At 61.4% G+C, this 22,870-nt stretch carries 14 protein-coding genes and 5 tRNA genes; 15 read left to right on the plus strand and 4 right to left on the minus strand.

Annotated features, from left to right (window positions below):
* Positions 1-1,659: 1,659 nt before the first annotated feature.
* Positions 1,660-2,151, minus strand: coding sequence for an acetolactate synthase (locus Pan216_RS23400; RefSeq protein ID WP_145261932.1), 492 nt, complete (start codon positions 2,149-2,151; stop codon positions 1,660-1,662).
* Between the two features lie 218 nt (positions 2,152-2,369).
* Positions 2,370-3,086, minus strand: a complete 717-nt coding sequence (rph, locus tag Pan216_RS23405) for a ribonuclease PH (RefSeq protein ID WP_145261934.1) — start codon at positions 3,084-3,086, stop codon at positions 2,370-2,372.
* A gap of 240 nt (positions 3,087-3,326) precedes the next feature.
* Between rph and Pan216_RS23410 the strand changes: the two genes are divergently transcribed.
* Positions 3,327-4,121, plus strand: a complete 795-nt coding sequence (locus Pan216_RS23410) for a LolA family protein (protein WP_419192899.1) — start codon at positions 3,327-3,329, stop codon at positions 4,119-4,121.
* A 292-nt stretch (positions 4,122-4,413) separates the two neighbouring features.
* Here the strand turns inward: Pan216_RS23410 and Pan216_RS23415 are convergent, their stop codons facing one another.
* Positions 4,414-5,166, minus strand: coding sequence for a metallophosphoesterase family protein (locus Pan216_RS23415; RefSeq protein ID WP_145261938.1), 753 nt, complete (start codon positions 5,164-5,166; stop codon positions 4,414-4,416).
* Positions 5,167-5,701: 535 nt separating this feature from the next.
* On the opposite strand from Pan216_RS23415, the gene Pan216_RS23420 reads away from it, so the two are divergent.
* From Pan216_RS23420 to rpoC, 14 genes are all read left to right on the plus strand, one after another.
* Positions 5,702-5,774: transfer RNA gene (locus Pan216_RS23420), tRNA-Thr, on the plus strand.
* Between the two features lie 368 nt (positions 5,775-6,142).
* A tRNA-Tyr gene (locus Pan216_RS23425) sits at positions 6,143-6,225 on the plus strand.
* 130 nt (positions 6,226-6,355) lie between these two features.
* Positions 6,356-6,426: transfer RNA gene (locus Pan216_RS23430), tRNA-Gly, on the plus strand.
* Between the two features lie 181 nt (positions 6,427-6,607).
* A tRNA-Thr gene (locus tag Pan216_RS23435) sits at positions 6,608-6,679 on the plus strand.
* Positions 6,680-6,766: 87 nt separating this feature from the next.
* Positions 6,767-7,966, plus strand: a complete 1,200-nt coding sequence (tuf, locus tag Pan216_RS23440; RefSeq protein ID WP_145261940.1) for an elongation factor Tu — start codon at positions 6,767-6,769, stop codon at positions 7,964-7,966.
* Positions 7,967-8,218: 252 nt separating this feature from the next.
* A tRNA-Trp gene (locus tag Pan216_RS23445) sits at positions 8,219-8,291 on the plus strand.
* Positions 8,292-8,609: 318 nt separating this feature from the next.
* Complete coding sequence (gene secE / locus Pan216_RS23450) at positions 8,610-9,149, plus strand: preprotein translocase subunit SecE (RefSeq protein ID WP_419192900.1); 540 nt, start codon at positions 8,610-8,612, stop codon at positions 9,147-9,149.
* A gap of 24 nt (positions 9,150-9,173) precedes the next feature.
* Positions 9,174-10,178 (plus strand): transcription termination/antitermination protein NusG, encoded by a 1,005-nt coding sequence (gene nusG / locus Pan216_RS23455; protein WP_419192901.1) that lies wholly within the window; start codon positions 9,174-9,176, stop codon positions 10,176-10,178.
* A 487-nt stretch (positions 10,179-10,665) separates the two neighbouring features.
* Positions 10,666-11,088: a 50S ribosomal protein L11 gene (gene rplK / locus Pan216_RS23460; protein WP_145261942.1), complete on the plus strand. Its 423-nt coding sequence runs from the start codon at positions 10,666-10,668 to the stop codon at positions 11,086-11,088.
* A gap of 62 nt (positions 11,089-11,150) precedes the next feature.
* The gene (rplA, locus tag Pan216_RS23465) at positions 11,151-11,828 is read left to right on the plus strand and encodes a 50S ribosomal protein L1 (protein ID WP_145261944.1); all 678 of its coding nucleotides are present in this window, start codon (positions 11,151-11,153) and stop codon (positions 11,826-11,828) included.
* 44 nt (positions 11,829-11,872) lie between these two features.
* Entirely contained in the window at positions 11,873-12,397 is a 525-nt protein-coding gene (gene rplJ / locus Pan216_RS23470) for a 50S ribosomal protein L10 (RefSeq protein WP_145261945.1), read from the plus strand.
* A gap of 93 nt (positions 12,398-12,490) precedes the next feature.
* Complete coding sequence (gene rplL, locus Pan216_RS23475) at positions 12,491-12,910, plus strand: 50S ribosomal protein L7/L12 (protein WP_145261947.1); 420 nt, start codon at positions 12,491-12,493, stop codon at positions 12,908-12,910.
* A 172-nt stretch (positions 12,911-13,082) separates the two neighbouring features.
* Positions 13,083-16,781: a DNA-directed RNA polymerase subunit beta gene (gene rpoB, locus Pan216_RS23480; protein WP_145261949.1), complete on the plus strand. Its 3,699-nt coding sequence runs from the start codon at positions 13,083-13,085 to the stop codon at positions 16,779-16,781.
* Between the two features lie 322 nt (positions 16,782-17,103).
* The gene (gene rpoC, locus Pan216_RS23485; protein ID WP_145261950.1) at positions 17,104-21,396 is read left to right on the plus strand and encodes a DNA-directed RNA polymerase subunit beta'; all 4,293 of its coding nucleotides are present in this window, start codon (positions 17,104-17,106) and stop codon (positions 21,394-21,396) included.
* A gap of 115 nt (positions 21,397-21,511) precedes the next feature.
* On the opposite strand, the gene Pan216_RS23490 is transcribed toward rpoC, so the two are convergent.
* Positions 21,512-22,534 (minus strand): MlaD family protein, encoded by a 1,023-nt coding sequence (locus Pan216_RS23490; protein ID WP_419192902.1) that lies wholly within the window; start codon positions 22,532-22,534, stop codon positions 21,512-21,514.
* Between the last annotated feature and the right edge of the window lie 336 nt (positions 22,535-22,870).

Here is a 22,870-nt window from a genome sequence, read left to right on the forward strand (position 1 = left end):
GAACTTTCTTGGGTACCCCCGGTTGCTCCGCTACTGATTTTTCTTGGGTACCCCCGGTTGCTCCGCTACCGGGGCCGACGCAGTCGGCTCGAAGTCTCGCGGGAACGTCGGTCAACGAGCGATGATCGCCACGAACGACAATCGTTGCCAATAAACTCCGTTTCACCAGCGATCGAACCTCGGACCGAGAATTCCGACGGCTTCGCCGCACCGGTAGCGAAGCAACCGGTGCTACCCCTTGAGAAGAGCCCCCCTCCTTCTCCCCCTTGGACAAGGGGAAGCGGCGAGAGTATTCCTTGGACAAGGGCGAGCAATCAGGCAGGCGTACCCCCGGTTGCTCCGCTACTGATTTTTCCTGGGTACCCCCGGTTGCTCCGCTACTGATTTTTCCTGGGTACCCCCGGTTGCTCCGCTACTGATTGTTCTTGGGTACCCCCGGTTGCTGTGCTACCGGGGCCGACGCAGTCGGCTCGAAGTCTCATGGGGACGTCGGTCAACGAGCGATGACCGCCACGAACGACAGTCGTTGCCAATAAACTCCGTTTCACCAGCGATCGAACCTCGGACCGAGAATTCCGACGGCTTCGCCGCACCGGTAGCGAAGCAACCGGTGCTACCCCTTGAGAAGAGCCCCCCTCCTTCTCCCCCTTGGACAAGGGGAAGCGGCGAGAGTATTCCTTGGACAAGGGCGAGCAATCAGGCAGGCGTACCCCCGGTTGCTTCGCTACTGATTTCCTGGGTACCCCCGGTTGCTCCGCTACCGGGGCCGACGCAGTCGGCTCGAAGTCTCATGGGGACGTCGGTCAACGAGCGATGACCGCCACGAACGACAATCGTTGCCAATAATCTCCGTTTCACCAGCGATCGAACCTCGGACCGAGAATTCCGACGGCTTCGCCGCACCGGTAGCGAAGCAACCGGTGCTACCCCTTGAGAAGAGACCCCCTCCTTCTCCCCCTTGGACCACGGGGAGCGGTGAAAGTATTCCTTGGACAAGGGGGAGCAATCAGGCAGGCGTACCCTCGGTTGCTTCGCTACTGATTTCCTGGGTACCCCCGGTTGCTTCGCTACCGGGGCCGACGCAGTCGGCTAGAGGCCTCGTGGGAATGGCGGTCAGGGAGCGATGACCGCCACGAACGACAATCGTTGCCAATAATCTCCGTTTCACCAGCGATCGAACCTCGGACCGAGACTTCCGGCGGCTTCGCCGCACCGGTAGCACAGCAACCGGTGCTACCCCTTGAGATGAGCCCCCCTCCTTCTCCCCCTTGGACAAGGGGGAGCGGTAAGAGTATTCCTTGGACCAGGGGGAGCGGTCGGAACGCCCATCGATATGGGGCAGCGGTCGGAATGCCCGTCGATATGGGGGAGCAATCAAGCAGGGGTACCCCCGGTTGCTTCGCTACCGGGGCCGACGCAGTCGGCTAGAGGCCTCGTGGGAATGGCGGTCAGGGAGCGATGACCGCCACGAACGGCCATCGTTGCCAATAATCTCCGTTTCACCAGCGATCGAACCTCGGACCGAGAATTCCGACGGCTTCGCCGCACCGGTAGCGAAGCAACCGGTGCTACCCCTTGAGAAGAGCCCCCCTCCTTCTCCCCCTTGGACAAGGGGAAGCGGTAAGAGTATTCCTTGGACAAGGGGGAGCATATGAGGCTCTACGCTTCGAGGTCGTTCTCGGTGAGAACGATAAAGCCGTTGGAATCGAGGACGTTCGAGGCTTGCTCGTGGTCGTCGACCTTGAAGGCGAGCGCCGGCCGGCCATAGGGGCGGACCGTCATCGGGAAACAGTACTGGATGTTGATCTCGGCTTGAAGAAGAGTCGAGCAAATCGCCAACGTCGGCTGCGGGCGATTGGGAAGCTCGACCACGAGTAGGTCGACCTCCGTGAAGGCATAGCCATCCTGCTCGAGGAGTTCGAATGCCCGTTCCGGATGGGTCACCACGAGACGGATGATCGCACACTCGGCCGAATCGGAGACGGAGAGAGCACAAACGCGGAGCCGATGCGTCTCAATGAGCCGCACCAGGTTCTGAAGAGCCCCGACCTTGTTCGGAGAGAAAATAGAGAACTGACGAATACTGGGATAGTCGCGATCGCGACCCGTGCGCAGTTCGTTGGTGGTCCCTTCCCCGATACTCCCGCCCATGGAGTTCCTTTCCGCAAGCCGGCTTACTGCTCGACTGTCACTCTCGCCCTTGCTCGCTCAAGCCGGAGCGTCATTTCCGGCTTCCCGATACCCCGACTTGCCCAACTCGGCTCAACCGGGCCACCCGTTCGCGGAGTGTGACAGTCCCATGTGGTTGTAACGGTAATAAAAACAACTGGTTCCGTCAACGCAAGCTAGCCGCCAGCCAGCGTCATGGTTCATTCGGCCGAGAGCGCGACTTGCTGCAATTCCGTCAGGCTGGCAATCCCTTTTCGCCCAAGTTCGATCAACTGCTGAAGTTGCTCCCAGGAGAAGGTCTGCTGCTCGCCGGTCCCCTGGACTTCAATGAACTGGCCGGACCCCGTCATGACGAGGTTCATGTCGACGTCGGCGGTCGAGTCCTCGCTGTAGTCGAGATCCAAGACGGGCGTTCCCCCGACGATGCCGACGCTGATTGCCGCGACGCTCCCGGTTAGGATTGTTTGCTCGCGCCCGGCCAATGGGGACTCCCGGATTGCGTCGACCAACGCGACGTAGGCCCCGGTGATGCTCGCGGTTCGGGTCCCCCCGTCGGCATCGAGGACATCGCAGTCGATCCAGAAGGTGTGATCGGCGAACTGGTCCATCGCAACGACGCTGCGCAGACTCCGGCCGATGAGCCGTTGGATTTCGACGGTCCGCCCATCGGTCTTGGGGCCACGATCGCGCCGTTTGCGGGGACGGGTCGACGAGGGCATCATCGAGTACTCGGCGGTGAGCCATCCCTTCCCCTTGCCCTCGAGCCAAGCGGGGACCTCCTGCTCGACACTGGCGGTGCAGAGGACGCGGGTTCCTCCCATTTCGATCAGGACGCTGCCTGGGGCAGTGCGGGTGAATCGACGCTGAATCGTCACGGGACGATGGACATCATTGGCACGACCGTCATCACGTGACATCGTCGGCTCCTTTTTTGCGCGGAATCGTTCCAAATCAGACGAAAATCGTACGAATTCGGCTCAGGATGGCGGCAGAAATCGGTCACTTTGGAGAGGAACGTCGCTGATTGCCTCGAAGTCGCGCAGCGGTGGGCCCGAATTCGCAAAGCCGGCCTTCCCCCGTTGAAGAGCCGCTGTTATAAGCACGCGACGTTGGGGGCCCATCACCCCGGACGTCGCAGCATCCGTGAGGAGACAGAGGTGAAGCCGACCCTGAAAATCATCATTCCCCTACTCATTGGGACCCTCGCCAGCCTTGGCGTCGCCCTTGCCCAACCGCCGATCGGGATCCTGGACGATCGGGTCGACACGCTCCTTCGCCAGTGGTCCGAGCGTACTTCGAAGATCGAGTCGCTCTACGTCGAGTTTACGCGAACGACCTTCGATCCGGTCTGGCGGGCCAAGGAAGTCGCCAAGGGCAGCGCCCGCTACCTGGCGCCCAAAATGGCCCGACTCGACATCGGCGGCGACAACCCCGAATCGTATGTCCTCACCGGCGACGGCGAGATCTGGGAGTACAAAGCCGCGATCGAACAACTGACGATTTTCGAACTCCCCGAGGAGATGCGCAAGGACGCCGATCTTCAGGACGGCCCGCTGCCGTTCTTGCTTGGCGCCGATCCTGGGAAGGCGAAAGCTCGCTACCGGATCGACATCATCGCCGAGGACGAGAAGCTCGTTCACCTGAAGATCACGCCGAAACTCCAAGAGGACATGCAGAACTTCACGACGGTCGAGCTCTGGCTCAATCGCGAGACGTTCCTTCCCGAGAAGCTCTTCTTCACCGAGCCGAATCAGAGCGAAGTGACCTTCGATTTCGCCGATCCCGACCCGAAGGAGACCGGAACGCGGATCTGGATCAACATCGACATCAGCCCGGACGACTTCCGTGGCCGGATGCCGACAGGCGACAAGTGGCGGATCATCCGCCGCAAGGTCGAAGCGACCGCCGCCAAGACGGACCCGCGGGGCGCCGAGATGCCCTTCAGCCGCTAGTGCGCTGGTCCATCTAAGTTTTGGGGCGCCACTGGCTGCTTGTCCTCCAGTGCCAACGGGTTAGGGTTGCGCCAACACCAACTACAAGTCGGAACAGAGCACGAGGCTCCGTCTCAAAAGTCGGCTCTGGCTTCGGCTGGCCAGGGGCCTGCCCACGCCTCGTCGTGGGCATGCTGGGAACGCCTCGCCCTCCAACCATCGAAATCTGTACCGGTGACGACGGCACAATGGCCGAGGTCCAGCCGCGCGGCGTTCCTGTCACGAGAATCAAGTCAGGTAGGAAAAGAGAACGTCAGCGTCCGACGCGAAGGCGATCGCCCAGGAATTTGTCAAGATCCGGAATCGCGTAGATCTTCTCGATCGTCGTGTCCATGTCGTACTGAATCCGCCGAAAGTTCAACGTCCCCTCGTCGATGTCGAGCAGGACGTAGCACGCTCGCGGATCTCCATCGCGGGGTTGCCCGACCGAGCCGATGTTGACCATCGCCTTGCTGCCGTCGAGCTTGTACGAGTAGTTGAGATCGGCCGGCGAGAAGAAGCTCAAATCTTCCGTGAAGACACCCGGCACATGCGTGTGTCCCTGGAAAGCGTACTTGTCGATGAGCTGGAAAATCCGCTCCATCTTCCGCGGATTGTAGATGTCCTCGGGGAAGACGTACTCGTTGAGCGGGTTGCGTGCCGACCCGTGCACGAAGAGGAAGTCGCCGTGACGGTGGGAGCGAGGGCGCTCGCCGAGAAAGTCCCAGCGTTCCTCGGCTTGGGCGTCGGTGGCGTTCTCGAGCTGGGCTCGCGTCCAGAAGATGGCTCGTTCGGCGCCGGAATTGAAACCTTCCGGGTCGAAGAGAGCTCCCTGGTCGTGGTTGCCGAGAATGCAGACATCGCACTGCATCGCGACATCGATGCACTCGCACGGATTCGGCCCGTAGCCGACGACATCGCCAAGGCAGTAGACCTGATCGACGTCGTGCTGCTCGATGTCCTCAAGCACCGCCGTGAGGGCCTCGTAGTTGCTGTGAATATCGGAAATGAGAGCGTAGAGACCCACCGAGTCACCCGGTTCAGGTTGGGGATTGGGAAACGATGGTTCCCCGGAACGTTCACTAATCACCTTAGTGGGCCAATCGCAACCCTGTCAAGCCGTTTGCCCCACGTTTAGTGTTCTTATGGAATTGGAAGTACCAATCCTATCCAGGTTGCTGCAGGAGTGGGCAAGAGCCCCCTGCGCACCGCTCGATCGGCCGGCCTCCCGAGCGAACTCGGCCCGAGCCCTCACGATCTTCCGGACGAGAAGTTCGTCCGCGGAGCCTGATGCGGAATCGGCGCGATCCGACGGACCTGACGGCGGGGCTCCCGCAGCCCCGCAACGACCAAATCCGACTCCCCCATTCGGCCCGAACGTCGTCGTGGGAAAACGTGTCGTAAATCTCGGCAACGGGTCGATGGACGCATCGGGGTGCGGCTCCTACAATACGCCCTTTGGGGAATTTGGCCTTGATCGCCCTAAAGTCACTGCTAGAGTGGCTCTTCGAAATTGGCTCGCCCGATGGTATGCTGTTGAGCGAGCGTGATGTGGATTCGAGGCTAGCGTAGCTCAGTTGGTAGAGCAGCGGTTTTGTAAACCGCAGGTCGTCAGTTCGAGTCTGACCGCTAGCTCTGGCGGTGACGCGAAACACGACGAGCCACTGAGCGAAAGCTCGCGACAAGCGTCGCTGGGCGGACAACCCGAGGCACCCACCGACAGGCTGGAGCCCGACGAATTCCGTCCTTGTCCCTCTTCCCCAAGCAGGGAAATGCCATTCCAGGCCAATCTGGAGTGACAGCTTCCTGGGCTAGCAGTCCGTTGATGTAAGCGGGCCAAGGCGAGCACGAGCCATGTTGGCCAGGACCAAAGAGAGGAAACGGAGGCGAATCTGTCAATTCGTCGAGTTTCTTTGTAGCCGAGGCTGGTCAAAAGGGTCGTTCACAGCCGGCGTCGAATAGGTCGACGGGCTGCGAGACGAGACCGAGGGAGAGCGACCTACGGAGGGGTGCCCGAGCGGCCAATGGGAGCAGACTGTAAATCTGCCGGCTTATGCCTACACAGGTTCGAATCCTGTTCCCTCCACTCGTCGTCGAACCGTCAATCGCGAGATTGCCGGTGAGCGACGAATCAGATGGCTCCTCGCTCCATCGTCAATCGCGAGATTGCCGATGAGCGACGAAGCAGGCGACTCGTGAGCGAGTTGTCGATCGGTGCGGGTGTAGCTCAATGGTAGAGCCCCAGCCTTCCAAGCTGGTTGTGAGGGTTCGATTCCCTTCACCCGCTCTCGAGTTCACACCGACGAGGCGGCGACCTGGGCCACCGGGTGGCCAGCCCCGTCGCGTTTTGTTTCTTGGTGTCCGAGACGGGCTTATGCTGCTGGACGATGACCGGCCGACAGCATAGAAATGGTCCGTCCCGGATGCGAGATGGGGGCTGGCCGGGCACTGGGCTAGCTGATCTTCGGGCTGCTGTAGCTCAGTGGTAGAGCGCATCCTTGGTAAGGATGAGGTCAAGGGTTCAAATCCCTTCAGCAGCTCTTCGCCGGTAAAGACTGGAAGGTTGTGTCCCAGTCTTTCTTAGGTGAAACAGTTATAGGCAAACCCGCAGTGGTGTAGGAGCAACGATGGCCAAGGAGAAGTTCGAGCGTACGAAGCCGCATGTCAATGTTGGCACTATCGGTCACATTGACCACGGCAAAACGACGCTAACGGCCGCCCTTCTGACGCGGCAGGCACACAAATTCCCAGGGAGCAAGGTGAAGACCTACGCGGAAATCGCCAAGGGCGGTACCGTGCGTGACGATTCCAAGATCGTCACGATCTCCGTGGCTCACGTCGAGTACGAGTCGGAAAAGCGTCACTACGCCCACATCGACTGCCCGGGCCACGCCGACTATATCAAGAACATGATCACCGGTGCCGCCCAGATGGACGGTGCGATCCTCGTCGTCGACGCCGCCGACGGCCCGATGCCGCAGACCCGCGAGCACATCCTCCTGGCTCGCCAGGTCAACGTGCCGGCGATCTGCGTCTTCCTCAACAAGGTCGACCTCGTCGATGACGACGAACTGCTCGACCTCGTCGAGATGGAAGTTCGCGAACTTCTCTCCAAGTACGAGTTCCCCGGCGACGACATCCCCGTCATTCGTGGAAGCGCCCTTCCCTGCATGAAGGATCCTTCCAGCGACGAGGCCGGCAAGTCGGTCGACGAACTCGTCGACGCTCTCGACGCGTACATCCCCGATCCGGTTCGCGAAACCGACAAGCCCTTCCTGATGAGCATCGAGGACGTCTTCTCGATCAAGGGTCGTGGTACTGTCGGCACCGGCCGTATCGAGCGTGGCGAGATCAAGGTTGGCGACGAAGCGGAAATCGTCGGCTTGACCGACACCCGCAAGACGGTTGTCACCGGCGTTGAAATGTTCAACAAGGAACTCGACAGCGGGATCGCGGGCGACAACGTCGGCGTTCTGCTTCGTGGTGTTGAAAAGAACGACCTGGAGCGGGGCCACGTCCTCGCCAAGCCGGGTTCGATCACCCCGCACACCAAGTTCGACGCCAACGTCTACGTCCTGTCGAAGGAAGAAGGCGGTCGTCACACGCCGTTCTTCGCCGGCTATCGCCCGCAATTCTACTTCCGGACGACCGACGTCACCGGAACCACCAAGCTCAAGGGTGGCGCGGAAATGTGCATGCCCGGCGACAACGTCGAAATGGAAGTCGAGCTGCAAAAGCCGATCGCCATGGAGGAGAACCTCCGTTTCGCGATCCGCGAAGGTGGCCGGACGATCGGCGCGGGCGTCGTCACCAAGGTCATCGAGTAAGTAGCCGGGTGACTTTCGGCGTATCGCCGGAGGAATCCGAGCTGCGATTCGCGAATTCCTCGTCGCTTCGCCCTTGAGGTCGGGGCGGCGAGGTTGTGCGATGTTCAGCGATCCCTAAGGGCGATTCGTGGCGAACCAAGGAGCAGGCCGCCTCGCCCGGAGCGCGACACTGCCGACCGCCTTGTTCGCCGCGAAAGCCATCTCGTCTCGCCATCGTGGGAGGCGTTGCCGGCTCGCCAGGCAGTCCGCCAGAGGGGTGTAGCTCAATCGGTAGAGCACTGGTTTCCAAAACCAGCGGTTGCGGGTTCGAGTCCCTCCGCCCCTGTTCTTTTGTCATCGCGTGACCGATTCCCCACACGTACGCGATGCCGGGGCCCGATGGACGAGAGAAACGCTGGGACATTGGCAAGACTCGTCTCCCTCCCGTTTGTCTATCTCGGGTACACTGATGTGCATTCGAAGGATTCCGTCCCGCCCGAGAGCGGAACGAGGCATCCTGCTCTAGGACGAGACAACGTTTCCCGCGCGACGCGAGGCCTAGTCGTTCGCTGGACGTGGGAAGGGCGAATCAAGTCATGATGGCATACACGAGCCGACATCGCGACGATTCGGTGCGTGGCCGCAAGAAGCGGGAAGTTGGCAGATGGCGTTGATGACCGGAACAAGCGGCGATTTCTTTCGGGCGATCCTCTCCTCCCAGGCCTACAAGCCCGGCCAAGGGATAAAGGCCCGCCACGGCACGATCGCGGCCCTCGGGATCCTCATCCTCTTCGGGATGTATTCCTGGAGCCGGATCAATGCGACCTCCGGGCCAATCCTGGAATGGGGTGTGCCTGCGGTTGGCGGCGTGATCTTCCTTTGGCTCGCGTACCGGATCGTTCACTTTCCGCGGTTTGCCGATTTCCTGATCAGCACCGAAGCGGAGATGAACAAGGTCTCCTGGTCGACGCGCGACGAGGTCAAGGTCTCGACGATCGTCGTCCTGATTACGGTCGTGCTCGTCGCCGGGTTCATGTTTGTCGCCGACCGGATGTGGCAATGGCTGCTGACGGTGTGCGGATTCCTCCGCATCGGCGGGATCCTCGGTGGCGGCAACCCGAACATGATCGTGCCCTTCTCGTGGCAGGATTGGATTCCTTCATTGCCCAGTCTTGGAGATTGGGCATCGTGGTTCCTCTTTTGATCGATACGACAGGTGGTCGGTTTCATGTCCAGTGACGAGCGTCTTCCCGAATCGGCAGTAACTCCGGACACGTCGACGGGAGAGCCAGCCGAAGTCGAAGAGACCGCCGCCGACGGTGCCCCTCTCGAAACGGACCCCGCCGCGAGCGACGCCGACGCTCCCGCGGAATCGACCGACGAAGCCCAAGACGAGCAACCCGTCGCGGCCGCGTCCGACGAAGAGGACGAGCCCGCCGCCGCATCCGACGATGCGGAGGACTCCTCCGACGTCGAAGCCGACCCGTCCGACGTTGACGAGCAAGTCGCCGAAGAGGTTGCGGAAGAGAACGGCGCGGAGATGGCCGAGCAAGCCGCCGCCGCGGAAAGCGAGCCCGAGGACAGCGACGACGCCGACGAGGATGAGGTCGCCGAGGAAGAAGACGACGCCGAAGCCTCCGCGGAGGAGGGCGACGAGGAAGAGGCTGAAGAGGAGGAAGTCGAAGAGGCTCCTCCCGAAGAGACTCGCCCCTGGTATGTCCTCAAGGTTCAAAGTAACCGCGAGAAGTCGATTCGCGAGGCGATCCTTAGGCGCCTGAAGATCGAAGGGGTCGAGGAGTACGTCACCGAGATCGTCATCCCGACCGAGAAGGTCTCGGAGATCAAGGATGGCAAGAAGCGGGTGGTCGAACGTCGGTTCTTCCCCGGCTACATCATGGTCCAGCTCGATCTGAACGACGAGGTCTGGTTCGTGATTCGCGAAACCCCCGGCGTGGGCGACTTTGTCGGCGCCGGCGGACGTCCGGTCCCGATGACCGACCAAGATGTCGCTCGGATGCTCGGGCGACAGGAAGAGAGCGAGCAAGCCGCTCCTCGACTCAAGATCAACTTCCAGAAGGGCGACCGCGTCAAGATCAAGGAAGGCACCTTCGAGAACTTCGAAGGGGATGTCGAGGAAGTCAACGAGCAAAAGGGCGTCGTTCGCGTCATGATCCAGATCTTCAATCGTCCGACGCCGGTCGAGTTGGAGTACTGGCAGGTCGAACCGGTCTAAGGCTCGCCGACCGGGAACCGTCCGGCCGCGAGTACTCGCCAATGAACGAGCATGGCCTTTGGATTCCCAGCATCCCCCCTCCTTGTCGAAGGGGGAATGAGGGGAGTCGGGGCTTTCTCCCTCCTGATGGTTTAGCCGGAAACGCCGTGCAAGGAGACCCCAGCTAACTCCCCCTTGGACAAGGGGGAGCAATTTGGCTTGCCCTTGGATAAGGGGGAGCAATCGGAATGCTCCTTGGGCAAGGGGGGAGTCCGTACCAACAACGTTGGGCGTGCCCAAGACGCTAAGACATTGGCGTCGCCTAGGTTGGGCACACGGAGGTTGGGCCGCAAGCCGGGAACCTCGCCCGGTTTCGAACGTTACTTCAGGCTCCAGACCGGTTTTTCAATTCCGGGACTGGAATTTGCGTCTGCTCTTCCCAAAATAGCAGATTCCAACATCAAACCATGCTGGCCCTCGTGGCCAGCGAATAGGGAATGAATGGGCGATGGCGAAACAGGTTGTCGCGGAAATCAAGTTGCAGGTACCGGGCGGTCAAGCGACCCCAAGCCCGCCGGTTGGTCCGGCGCTGGGTCAGCATGGCGTGAACATCGGTCAATTCGTCCAGCAGTTCAATGACCGGACGAAGGACATGATGGGCGTGACGATTCCGGTCGTCATCACGGTCTACAACGACCGCAGCTTCGACTTCATCTTGAAGAGTCCGCCAGCGGCGGTCCTGCTCAAGCAAGCAGCGGGAATCGCCAAGGGAGCTTCCAATCCCCGGACCGAGAAGGTCGGGACGGTTTCGGAAGATCAACTCAAAGAGATCGCGAATAAGAAGTTCGCCGATCTGAACGCCCGTGACCTCGATCATGCCGCGCGCATCATCGCGGGAACGGCTCGGAGCATGGGCATTCACGTCGAGTAAAGACGACTCATCCATTTAGCACAGAGGGGGCTCTCCGCCGCGAGTCCGGAGAGACAAAGCTCATGGCGAAACATTCGAAGCGCTATCGCAAGCTCGCGGAGCTGCTGAAGAAGGAATACCACGACGTCGACGAGGCGATCGCGCTGCTCAAGCAGTTCGCGACGACGAAGTTCGATCAGAGTGTCGAAGCGGCTCTGCACCTGGGGATCGATCCGCGTCAAGCCGATCAGATTATCCGCGGCGCGATCAGTCTGCCCGCCGGCACCGGCAAGGAAGTCCGGCTGCTCGTCTTCGCCAAGGGTGACAACGAGCAAGCCGCGAAGGACGCGGGCGCCGATTTCGTCGGCGGCAAGGACTTGGCCGACAAGATCAAGGGCGGCTGGCTCGACTTCGACATGACGCTCGCCACGCCCGACATGATGGGGGTGGTCGGACCGCTCGGTCGTGTCCTCGGCCCCCGCGGCATGATGCCGACGCCCAAGAATGGAACGGTGACCAACGACATTGGGACGGCGGTCAGCGAGTTCAAGGCGGGCAAGATCGAATACCGCTCCGACGCCAGTGGCAACGTCCACGCGTTGGTCGGCAAGCTGAGCTTCTCGGAAGACAAGCTCAAGCAGAACATCGAGACCTTCATCAATCACATTCGCTCGAGCCGTCCGTCGAGCGTCAAGGGTATCTTCATCCAGTCCATCACGCTGACTTCGACGATGGGCCCGGGTATCGCCATCAGTCTCTAACACGCTCGGCCGGCTTTCCGGCCCCCGAACATGGATCACTCACGATGAGCCGATTCGTCAAAGAACTTGAGATGAAACACCTCAGACGCCGCATGGATGGCGTCGAAGACGTCGTCATTGTGAACGTCGTCGGCATGGAGGCACTGGAGAGCAACGAGCTGCGTCTCGAACTTCGCAAGAAGGGGATCGAGATGCAGGTCGTCAAAAACAGTCTCGCCCGCAAGGTGCTCGCCGACATGGGGTATCCCCCGGTCGACGAGATCCTCTCGGGACCTTCGGCCATCGCCTGGGGTGGCGAAGGGATTGTGGAATTGGCTCGCGAGATTTCCGAGTGGGCCAAAAAGGTCGAGAAGCTCCAGGTCAAGGGGGCGTGCGTCTCAGGCCAAGCGGTCGATGCCCAAGGCGTCGACGTGCTGAGCAAGCTCCCTTCCCGGGTCGAATTGATCGGCCAAGTGGTCGGCATGCTTCTGGGCGCGGGTTCCGCTCCGGTGGCGATGATCAACAACGTCGGTGCTCAGGTGGCCAGCCAAATTCAACAACTGGCCGAACGCGAAAGTGGCGACGGCTAACGCGGCAACGGTCCGACGAACGCGGCGTGGGCCGGCGTTCGCACGGTGGAAAACATACTCTCTCTCGGAAGATTGACGAAAGGTTCAGAAGCGATGTCTGAAGCAGCGGTTGAAGAGAAGACCTTCTCGGACGATATCAAGGGCCTCGGTGATCAACTGGTCGGCCTGACCGTCCTGCAAGCCAAGGAACTCAAGGATTACCTCTCCGACGTCCACGGCATCGAAGCCGCCGTCGGTGGTGGTGTCATGATGGCCGCTCCCGGCGACGGTGGCGGAGCGGCGGAAGCCGTCGAGGAAAAGACGGAATTCGACGTCGTTCTCGAGGCCTTCGATTCCGGCAAGAAGATCGCCGTCATCAAGGTCGTCCGCGGCGCGACCGGCCTTGGCCTCAAGGAAGCCAAGGAACTGGTCGAGGGCGCTCCCAAGCCGATCAAGGAGCAGGTCAACAAGGAAGACGCCGAGAAGCTCAAGGCCGAACTCGAAGAGGCTGGCGGTACCGTCGCCCTCAAGTAAATTGCGTTTGCCATTCGGCTTCGCTACACTACCGACGCCGCTCCCCCTCGCGGGGAGCGTGTGGCGTCACACCTTCCCGGCTACCCGGGCAGTCGAATTTGAGGGTCGCGTTATAAGCCCGTGTCCGTTGCGGTGGTCACGGGTTTCCTTTTGGTCTGGAGCGTAGGGCCGTATGCCGATTCCCGCGAAACGAACCTTGGCTTCCTCTGGTCGTACCTATGTTGGTCGTACCACCGATCTCTCTTCGGTGCAAGTGCCACCTCTGACGGAGATCCAGACAAAGTCCTACGATCGTTTCCTTCAGTACGAAATCCCCGCCCCCGAACGTGAAGCCGTCGGTCTCGAGGGAGTTCTGCGCGAAACCTTCCCGATCGAAAGCTACGACGGGCAAATCAAGCTCGAGTACCTGCGCTACGATTTGGGTAAGCCTCGCTACGATCCGGAAGAGTGCCGCCAACTGCGCCTCACCTACGGTCGTCCCTTCCGCGTCTGGCTCCGCTTGGTCAAGGACGAGCCGGTCGACGAAGAGGTCTACCTCGGCGACTTGCCGATCATGATCGGTGGCGGCGAGTTCATCATCAACGGTGCCGAGCGCGTCGTCGTCAACCAGCTCCACCGTAGCCCCGGCGTCGACTTCGTCATCGACTCCGAGAGCACCGACCGCAAGCTCCACTCCTGCCGGATCATCCCCGAGCGTGGTAGCTGGATCGAGGTCAACGTCACCCGCAAGGAGACGCTCGGCGTCCGCATCGACCAGAGCGGCAAGTTCTCCGCGATGACGCTTCTGCGAGCGATGAGCCCCGAGTTCTCGAGCAATGCCGCGATCATCAAGGAGTTCCACCAGCTCAACGAGGTCAAAGTCAGCGGCGACGGCGAAGGCCTGGTCGGCAAGGTGATGGCCGATGACGTCATCGACCCGGTCGACGGCGAGATCTACGCCGATGCCGGCGCCACGATCACCGAGCTGCAAGCCAAGAAGATCGCCGACAGCAAGCTCCAGGGAACCTCGCTGCCGGTCATCTCCGACACGAACGACCCGCTCGTGCTCAATTCGCTCGTCGAGGATGGCACCAACACCCACGAACAGGCGCTCTTGAAGATCTACCAGCGCTTGCGCCCGGGCACCCCGCCGCAACTCGACAAGGCGAAGACCCTCTTCCAGGAGAAGTTCTTCGATTCCAACCGCTACCGCCTCGGTCGCGTCGGTCGCTTCCGCATCAACCGCAAGTTCAAGCAGAACGTCCCCGAAGAGGAGATGACGCTTAGCGCCCGCGACTTCGTCAACGCCCTGAAGTACCTGGTCGGACTGCGCCGCAACGAAGGTGAGATCGACGACATCGACCACCTTGGTAATCGTCGTCTGCGGACAATCGACGAGCTGGCCGCCGAGGAGCTCCGCAAGGGCTTCCTCAAGCTTCGCCGCACGGTCCAGGACCGGATGAACCTTAAGGATCAAGAGGAGCTAACGCCGCGCTCCTTGATCAATCCGAAGAGCATCTCGGCCGCGATCGACTATTTCTTCGGTCGAGGCGAGTTGAGCCAGGTCGTCGACCAGACCAACCCCCTCTCGCAGTTGACTCACGAACGTCGTCTGAGTGCGTTGGGCCCGGGCGGTCTGAACCGGAAACGTGCCGGCTTCGAAGTGCGTGACGTTCACATTTCCCACTATGGCCGGATCTGCCCGATCGAGACGCCGGAAGGCACGAACATCGGCCTGATCTCGAGCCTCGCGATCTACGCGAAGGTCGACGAGCTCGGCTTCCTGATCACGCCTTACCGTCCATGCAAGGGGGGGAAGGTCGCCAAGGATGTCGACTGGCTTCGGGCCGACGAGGAGAGCCGTCGGAAGATCGCCCCGGCGGACGCGCCCAACGATGGCGACAAGTTCGCCGAAGGGTCGACGACCGCTCGTCTGGCGGGTGACTTCATCCCGACACCGACGACCGACGTCGAGTACATCGACATCTCGCCGATGCAGATGGTCGGCGTCTCGGCCGGCTTGATTCCCTTCCTCGAGCATGACGACGCCAACCGCGCCCTCATGGGATCGAATATGCAACGGCAAGCGGTGCCGCTTCTCGAGACCGACCCGCCGGTGGTCGCGACCGGGATGGAGCGCGTCGTCGCCGAGAACAGCAGCATGGTGGTGCGTGCCGAGGAAGATGGCGTGGTCACCTACGTCGACGCCGAGCGGATCGTCGTCAACGACACCATCCACAAGTTGCGGAAGTTCACCGGACTCAACGAGCGGACCTGCCTGAACCAACGGCCGATCATCAAGCTGGGCGAGGAGGTCAAGAAGGGTCAGGTCCTCGCCGACGGAGCCGCGACCAAGAATGGCGAACTGGCCCTGGGCCGGAACGTCCTGGTCGGCTTCATGTCGTGGGAAGGCTACAACTTCGAAGACGCGATCATCATCAGTGAGGATCTCGTCCGCGACGACGTCTACACCTCGATCCACATCGAGGAGTTCGAGACGGAAATCCGCGAAACCAAGCTCGGCCGCGAAGAGTTCACGCGCGACATTCCCAACGTCAGCGATCGCGCCCTTCGCAACCTGGACGACACCGGCATCGTTCGCGTCGGCACGCGGGTCTTGCCGGGCGACATCCTGGTCGGTAAGGTTTCGCCGAAGTCCAAGAGCGAGCTGACTCCGGAAGAGAAGCTGTTGCACGCGATCTTCGGGCGTGCGGGAGAGGACGTCAAGAATGACAGCCTCGAGGTCCCCTCGGGCATCGAAGGCATCGTCATCCACACGCAGCGGTTCTCGCGCCGGATGAGCCTCACCGACGAAGAGCGCAAGGCCTTCGAGAAGGAACTCAAGGAGTCCGAAGCCGAAGGTAACGCGGCGATCTGCGAGTTCTTCCGCCCGATGATCGTCGAGCTGGAAGAAACGCTCGGTCGCACGCTCAACGACGCCAAGGGCCGTCCGATGGGCAAGGAGGACGACGACAAGATCGTCGCCGAGCAAGCCTCGCTCTTCCTCTTCGACGACATCGACATCCGCAGTCCGCAGAAGGTCGACGCCGCCCGCGACATCTATCGCAAGTATTGGCCGAAGGTCGAAGCGGCGATCGACGCGCGGGAACGACAGCTCAACAGCCTCAAGCGGGGCGATGAGCTCCCCTCGGGTGTCTTGCAGATGGTCAAGGTCTACACCGCGACCCGTCGCAAGATCTCGGTGGGCGACAAGATGGCCGGCCGCCACGGTAACAAGGGTGTTATCTCCAAGATCATGCCCGCGGAGGACATGCCGTTCCTGGAAGACGGCACGCCGCTGCAGATCCTTCTGAACCCGCTGGGCGTTCCGAGCCGTATGAACGTGGGCCAGATTCTCGAGACTCACCTCGGCTGGGCGGCCGCGAAGAAGGGCGTCCAAGTCATCACCCCGGTCTTTGACGGAATCCAGGAGTCGGAAATCAACCGACTCCTCGTCGAGCAAGGCTTGCCCGAGAACGGCAAGGCGCGACTGATCGACGGCCGTACCGGGGACATGTTCGAGCAAGAGGTAACCGTCGGTTACATCTATATGCTCAAGCTGCATCACCTCGTCGATGACAAGGTCCACGCGCGGGCGACCGGTCCTTACTCGTTGATCACCCAGCAACCTCTCGGCGGGAAAGCCCGTTTCGGCGGGCAACGCTTCGGGGAAATGGAAGTCTGGGCACTCGAGGCGTATGGAGCGGCTCACATCCTACAGGAGCTGCTCACCGTCAAGAGTGACGACGTGGAAGGGCGTACCAAGATCTACGAAGCGATGGTCAAGAACCAGAATACGCTCGAAGCTGGTACGCCGGCGAGCTTCGAGGTGTTGACCAACGAAATTCGCGGCCTTGCCCTGAATCTCCAACTGGAAAAGAAGAAGATCTAATCGATCGACGCACGGAAAACTCCGACGCGGGGGACGCTTTGCGCTTGCACAGGCGTCCCGTCACTGGTTATCCTAAGAGGCTCGGACGCTTACTTGGCATGAGAGTTGCTTTGCCGCGACCCTGCGATGAACAAGAGTCAAGCAACCCCAGCAGGCCATCGCGGGTCTGTCTCGGGGAACGGACAGCGTCTACCCACCTCGCAATGAACGGGCACGCTCCTATCGTGTCCTCTCAAGTTCCCTTTGCTTTTGTTCCCCAGCATCTCTCGCGATCGCTCGGGGCTCGTCCCACTATCAGCATGTTCCTTAAGGAGTGCCTGGCGTGAGCATCGCTGAACATGCCTACGACCGCATCAACGACTACGGAGCCGTCAAGATCAGCTTGGCGAGCCCCCACGACATTCGGAGCTGGTCGTTCGGTGAAGTTAAGAAACCGGAAACGATCAATTACCGGACCTACCGTCCCGAAAAGGACGGCCTCTTCTGCGAGCGCATCTTCGGCCCGGAGAAGGACTGGGAATGCGCCTGCGGCAAGTACCGGGGGATGAAGTACAAGGGGATGATCTGCGATCGCTGCGGCGTCAAAGTCACCCACAGCCGGGTGCGCCGCAAGCGGATGGGGCACATCGAGCTCGCCGCCCCGATCGTGCACATCTGGTTCTTCAAGGCGATGCCCAGCCGTCTGGGCACCCTGCTCGACATGCGCACCACCGCCCTCGAGAAGATCATCTACTACCAGGATTACGTGGTGGTCGATCCGGGCGAGACGGCCCTCAAGGAGCGCCAACTCCTCACCGACGAGGAGTATCGCCGCGCCCGCGAGCAGTTTGGCGATGGCTTCCAAGCCGACATGGGCGCCGAAGCGGTGCGCCGTCTGCTCACCCGTCTTGACCTCGTCAAGCTTCCCGACGAGCTACGCGACGATCTCTCCAAGACCGCCAGCAAGCAAAAGCAAAAGGATCTCTCCAAGCGGCTCAAGGTCGTCGAAGCGCTGCGGGACAGCGAGAACAAGCCTGAGTGGATGGTCCTCGATGTCGTCCCGGTCATCCCGCCGGACCTTCGCCCGCTCGTCTTGCTCGATAGCGGCAACTTCGCCACCAGCGACTTGAACGACCTCTATCGCCGTATCATCAACCGGAACAATCGTCTCAAGAAGCTCGTCGACCTCAACGCGCCGGAAGTCATCATCCGCAACGAAAAGCGGATGCTTCAGCAGTCGGTCGACGCCCTCTTCGACAACAACCGCTGCAAGCGACCGGTCCTCGGTTCCTCCAACCGGCCGCTGAAAAGCTTGACCGACATGATCAAGGGTAAGCAGGGCCGCTTCCGCGAAAACCTGCTCGGCAAGCGCGTCGATTACTCCGCCCGAAGCGTCATCGTCGTCGGTCCGGAGCTGAAGCTCAACCAGTGCGGCTTGCCCTCGAAGAAGATCGCCCTGGAACTCTTCCAGCCCTTCATCATCCGGCGCCTCAAGGAACTCGGTCACGCCGACACGATCAAGAGCGCCAAGAAGATGCTCGAACGCAAGGACGAGCAAGTCTGGGACATCCTCGAAGAGGTGACCCGCAACCATCCGGTCCTGCTCAACCGTGCTCCGACCTTGCACCGCATGGGTATCCAAGCCTTCGAGCCGGTCCTGATCGACGGCAACGCGATCAAGATCCACCCGCTGGTCTGCAAGGGCTTCAACGCCGACTTCGACGGCGACCAAATGGCGGTCCACCTGCCGTTGTCGATCGAAGCGCAAGTCGAAGCCTCGACGCTGATGATGTCGACCAACAATATCTTCTCCCCGGCCAACGGGGCGCCGATTATCAGCCCGAGCCAAGACATCGTCATGGGTTGCTACTACATGACGGTCCCGCGCGAAGGGGAGCTCGGCGAAGGCAAGATCTTCGCTTCGCCGATGGAGGTCTTCCTCGCGTTCGCGCTGAAGACCGTCGGCGTCCACGCCCGGATCAAGGTCCGAATTCCCGCCAACAAGAAGGTCGTCGGCGAAGGAGCGTCCAACTACCAACCCGGTGGGCTGCTCGAGACGACCGTCGGTCGCATTCTCTTCAACGAGATCGTCAGCGATCGCATGCCGTACTACAACCAGACCAACGGTCAAAAGCAGCTCTCGGGCATCATCGCCGACTGCTACCGAATGCTGGGTCGGCGCGAGACGATCGACCTGCTCGATCGCATGAAGGAGACCGGCTTCCACGAGGCGACCCGAAGCGGGCTGAGCTTCGCGACCGACGACCTCAAGACGCCGGACAACAAGCCGACGGTCATCGCCGAGACCGAGAAGAAGATCATGCAGCACCGCCGCAACTACCAACGCGGCATCATTACCGACACCGAACGTCACCACGCGGTGCTCGACGCCTGGACCCACGCCCGTGACGAGATCACCAAGGCGATGATGAAGGAGCTCGAGGACGACCGCCGTCGTGGCGAGCAATACCTCAACCCGATCTACTTGATGGCCCACTCCGGTGCTCGTGGTGGTGTCGACCAGATTCGTCAGCTCGCCGGCATGCGTGGCCTCATGGCCAAGCCGAGTGGGGCGATCATCGAAGAGCCGATCAAGGCGAACTTCCGCTCGGGCCTGACGGTGCTGGAGTACTTCAGCTCGACGCACGGTGCTCGAAAGGGCTTGGCCGACACGGCGCTGAAGACGGCCGACTCCGGTTACCTGACGCGTAAACTCGCCGACGTCGCCCAAAACGTCGTCATCACCATGGTCGACTGCGGCACCACCCGCGGTGTCACCAAAGGTGTCATCTACAAGGGTGAGCAGATCGAACGGAGTCTCTCCGACGGTATCCACGGGCGGGTCGGACGCGACAACATCGTCGATCCGATCACCGACGAGGTCATCTTGCGTGAGAACGAGATGATCACTCACCACATCGCGCAGCGAATCGAGGCCCTCGGCATCGACAAGCTCACCGTCCGTAGCCCGATGACGTGCGACGCCCCGCTGGGTGTCTGTCGTCACTGCTACGGCATGGATCTCGCCACCGGTGCTCTCGTTGAGGAAGGGACCGCGGTCGGCGTGATCGCGGCCCAGTCGATCGGCGAGCCGGGCACGCAGCTCACGATGCGTACCTTCCACATCGGTGGTGTCGCGAGCCGCTCGGTCGAGGAGAGCGAAGTCCGCTGTAAGAAGACCGGAACGATCCGCTTCGAGCGCGTCTCCGCGGTCGACACCGGCGACGGCAACCTCGTCGCGCTTGCCCGTAATGGTGAAGTCTACGTCGAGGACGCCAAGGGTCGTGAGCTCGAAAAGTACTCCATCCCCAATGGTGCGTTCCTCTACGTGAAGGAAGGCCAGGAAGTCCAGGGAGGAGCCCCGCTCTGCCGCTGGGATCCGCACACCGTGCCGATTCTTTCGGAAGTCGGCGGTCGCGTCCGCTTCGAGGACATCATCGAAGGCGAAACGCTTCGCAAGGAGCAGGACGCCGGCGGTTCCGAGCGTTGGCAGATCATGGAACACAAGGGCGATCTGCACCCGCAGATCATCCTCGAGGACGCCACCGGCCAGATCCTGCACGTCTACTACATCCCGGAAAAGGCTTACGTCGAAGTCCGGGAAGGTCAGCAGATCACCGCCGGAACCCAGGTCGCCAAGACGCCTCGCGACGTCGCCGGTACCCAGGACATCACCGGTGGTCTGCCGCGGGTCACGGAGATCTTCGAGGCACGTCGTCCGAAGGAGCCGGCCATCATCGCGGAGATCGACGGTGAGGTCGAACTCTCCCCCGACAAGAAGCGCGGCAAGCGGTCGATCATCGTCCGCAACGAGTCGGGCATGGAACGCGAGCATCTGGTCACGACCGGTAAGTCGCTTCGCGTTCACAGTAGCGACTACGTCCGTGCCGGCGATCCGATCTGTGAAGGTCCGCTCGTTCCTCACGACATCCTTCGCATCAAGGGCGAAGAGGCGGTGCAAGACTACCTGGTGCGGGAGATTCAGAACGTCTACCGCAGCCAACGGGTCGAGATCGATGACAAGCACATCGAGATCATCATCGCCCAGATGCTCCGCAAGGTGAAAGTCGAGACGGTCGGGGACTCGGGACTGTTGCCCGAATCGACGATCGACAAATTCCGCTTCCGTCGCCGCAACCAAGAGCTCGTCGACTCGGTCCGGGTCACGCTCGCGGGCGATTCCGACTTCAAGGAAGGGGTGCTCGTTCCGAAGGACGTCTTCGAAGAGGAAGTCAACCGCATCACCGAGGAGGGGGGAACGCCTCCCGAGTGTGCCAAGCCGATCCCGGCGACCGCGAGCACCCAACTCTTGGGCATCACCAAGGCCTCGGTTCAATCGGACAGCTTCATCTCGGCGGCGAGTTTCCAGGAAACGACCAAGGTCCTCACCGAAGCGGCGATCGCCAGCAAGATCGACTACCTCGTCGGCCTCAAGGAGAACGTCATCCTCGGGCACCTCGTCCCCGCCGGGACCGGATTCCGGATGCACCACGAGGCGGAGGTTCGCATCAAGCCCGAGGCTCTCGAGGAACTCGAGGGGAAGACCACCCGGGCACCGGAACCAGTCGCCGAGACACCGGCCCCGAAAGAGTCCGCTCCTGCGGCGGAAGCGACCGGCGCCAACGTCGAGGAGTAAACGCCTCGAACCCTCGGCAGTCTCCTCTCGGCTGCCGATCGGTTGAACCTGAACTTAACGGGCAGCTCCGCGAGCATGTGGGGCTGCCCTTTTTCAATGGCCCACTCGGCGAAAGCTATTCGACAATCGTCAGGATCTCGATGCGGCGCGCAGGCAAGTCTTTCCGTTGGTCGGGGGCGGGCAGGTTTCCGAAACCGTGGGCGTCGGCGGTACGCCGCGTCAGCCATCCGGTCCGCTGGATGCCATGCTGGTAGGTGAGGTACTCGAGCACCGCCTCGGCTTGTTTCTGACTCATCAAGTCGGCCAAGCGGCCATCTTGCATGTCCGCCGCGAACCCCGCGACCACGACATCGGACTGGTGATGGTCGAAGTCGTGAATCCACGTCGCGACCTCGTCGAGCTTCGCCCGTCCCCCGTCGGTCAGGATGGCTCGCCCCGCCTCAAATAGCTCCTCCTCGGCGAAGATCTTCCGAAAGGTTTCGGCTTCGGGACGCACGAGGATGTCGTAGCGGTCGGAAAACCAACCCTTCACCGGCCAACTCTGCTTGAGCGAGCTGAGGTTCTCGTCGACGCCGCTGAGGACGTTGCGCGCATCGCCCAAGAGCTGCTCCAGCGACTCGTATGCCTCGGGGTTCTGGATCAACTTGCCGAGCGTTCCCTGGCCCTCGGCGATCTGTTCGCTAAGCTGATTTGCCTTTTGCATCAGCTCCTCCCACGTCGGGCTCGTCCGCGAAGCAAGCTCGGCGCCATCGGCGACGATCGCCGCCTCGGCCGTGCCGGGGTTGATCTCGAGGACGCGTTCGCCGACGAATCCCTCCTTCACGAGTTCCACCGTGGCGTCGGTTCGGATAAGCGACTGGTATTCCTCCTCGATCCAGAAATGGACCCGGACCGGTTCACCCGGCGTCGCCGGTGGCTCGATGCGCGACACCTGGCCGACTGGGATTCCCAGGACACGCACGCGGGTGCCGGTGCGAAGACCGTGGACTTGCTCCATCGACGTGGTGAGTTCGATCGGGTCGCTGAACCATCCGTCGCGTTGCCCGAGCAGAAGGACTCCGAGGCTTCCCGCCGCGAGGGCCGCACAGACGAAGATGCCCATGAACGCCGTCCGAAGCTGACCGGGTCGTTGTTCCATGACGAAACTCCCCACGAATCCCTTGTTGAGTCGAATCGGGGGATCGTGCCTCCTTAGCGACGGCGACGCCCCCTCCTCCAAGGCCATTCTACCCCGAAAGCCAAGCCGGCCTCCCTTGGTGGTATTCGAGGAAAACTGGCGAATCTTGGGTTCATATCGACGGTCATTCCGACGGCTCCCCCACATCGACGGGCATCCCGACCGCTCCCCCTTGTCCAAGGAACACTCTTACCAAGGGGGAAAAGGAGGGGGGCTCTTCTTAAGGGGTAGCACCGGTTGCTTCGCTACCGGTGCGGCGAAGCCGCCGGAAGTCTCGGTCCGAGGTTCGATCGCTGG

It is taken from the genome of Kolteria novifilia (assembly GCA_007748055.1).
Classification (GTDB): Bacteria; Planctomycetota; Planctomycetia; order Kolteriales; family Kolteriaceae; genus Kolteria; species Kolteria novifilia.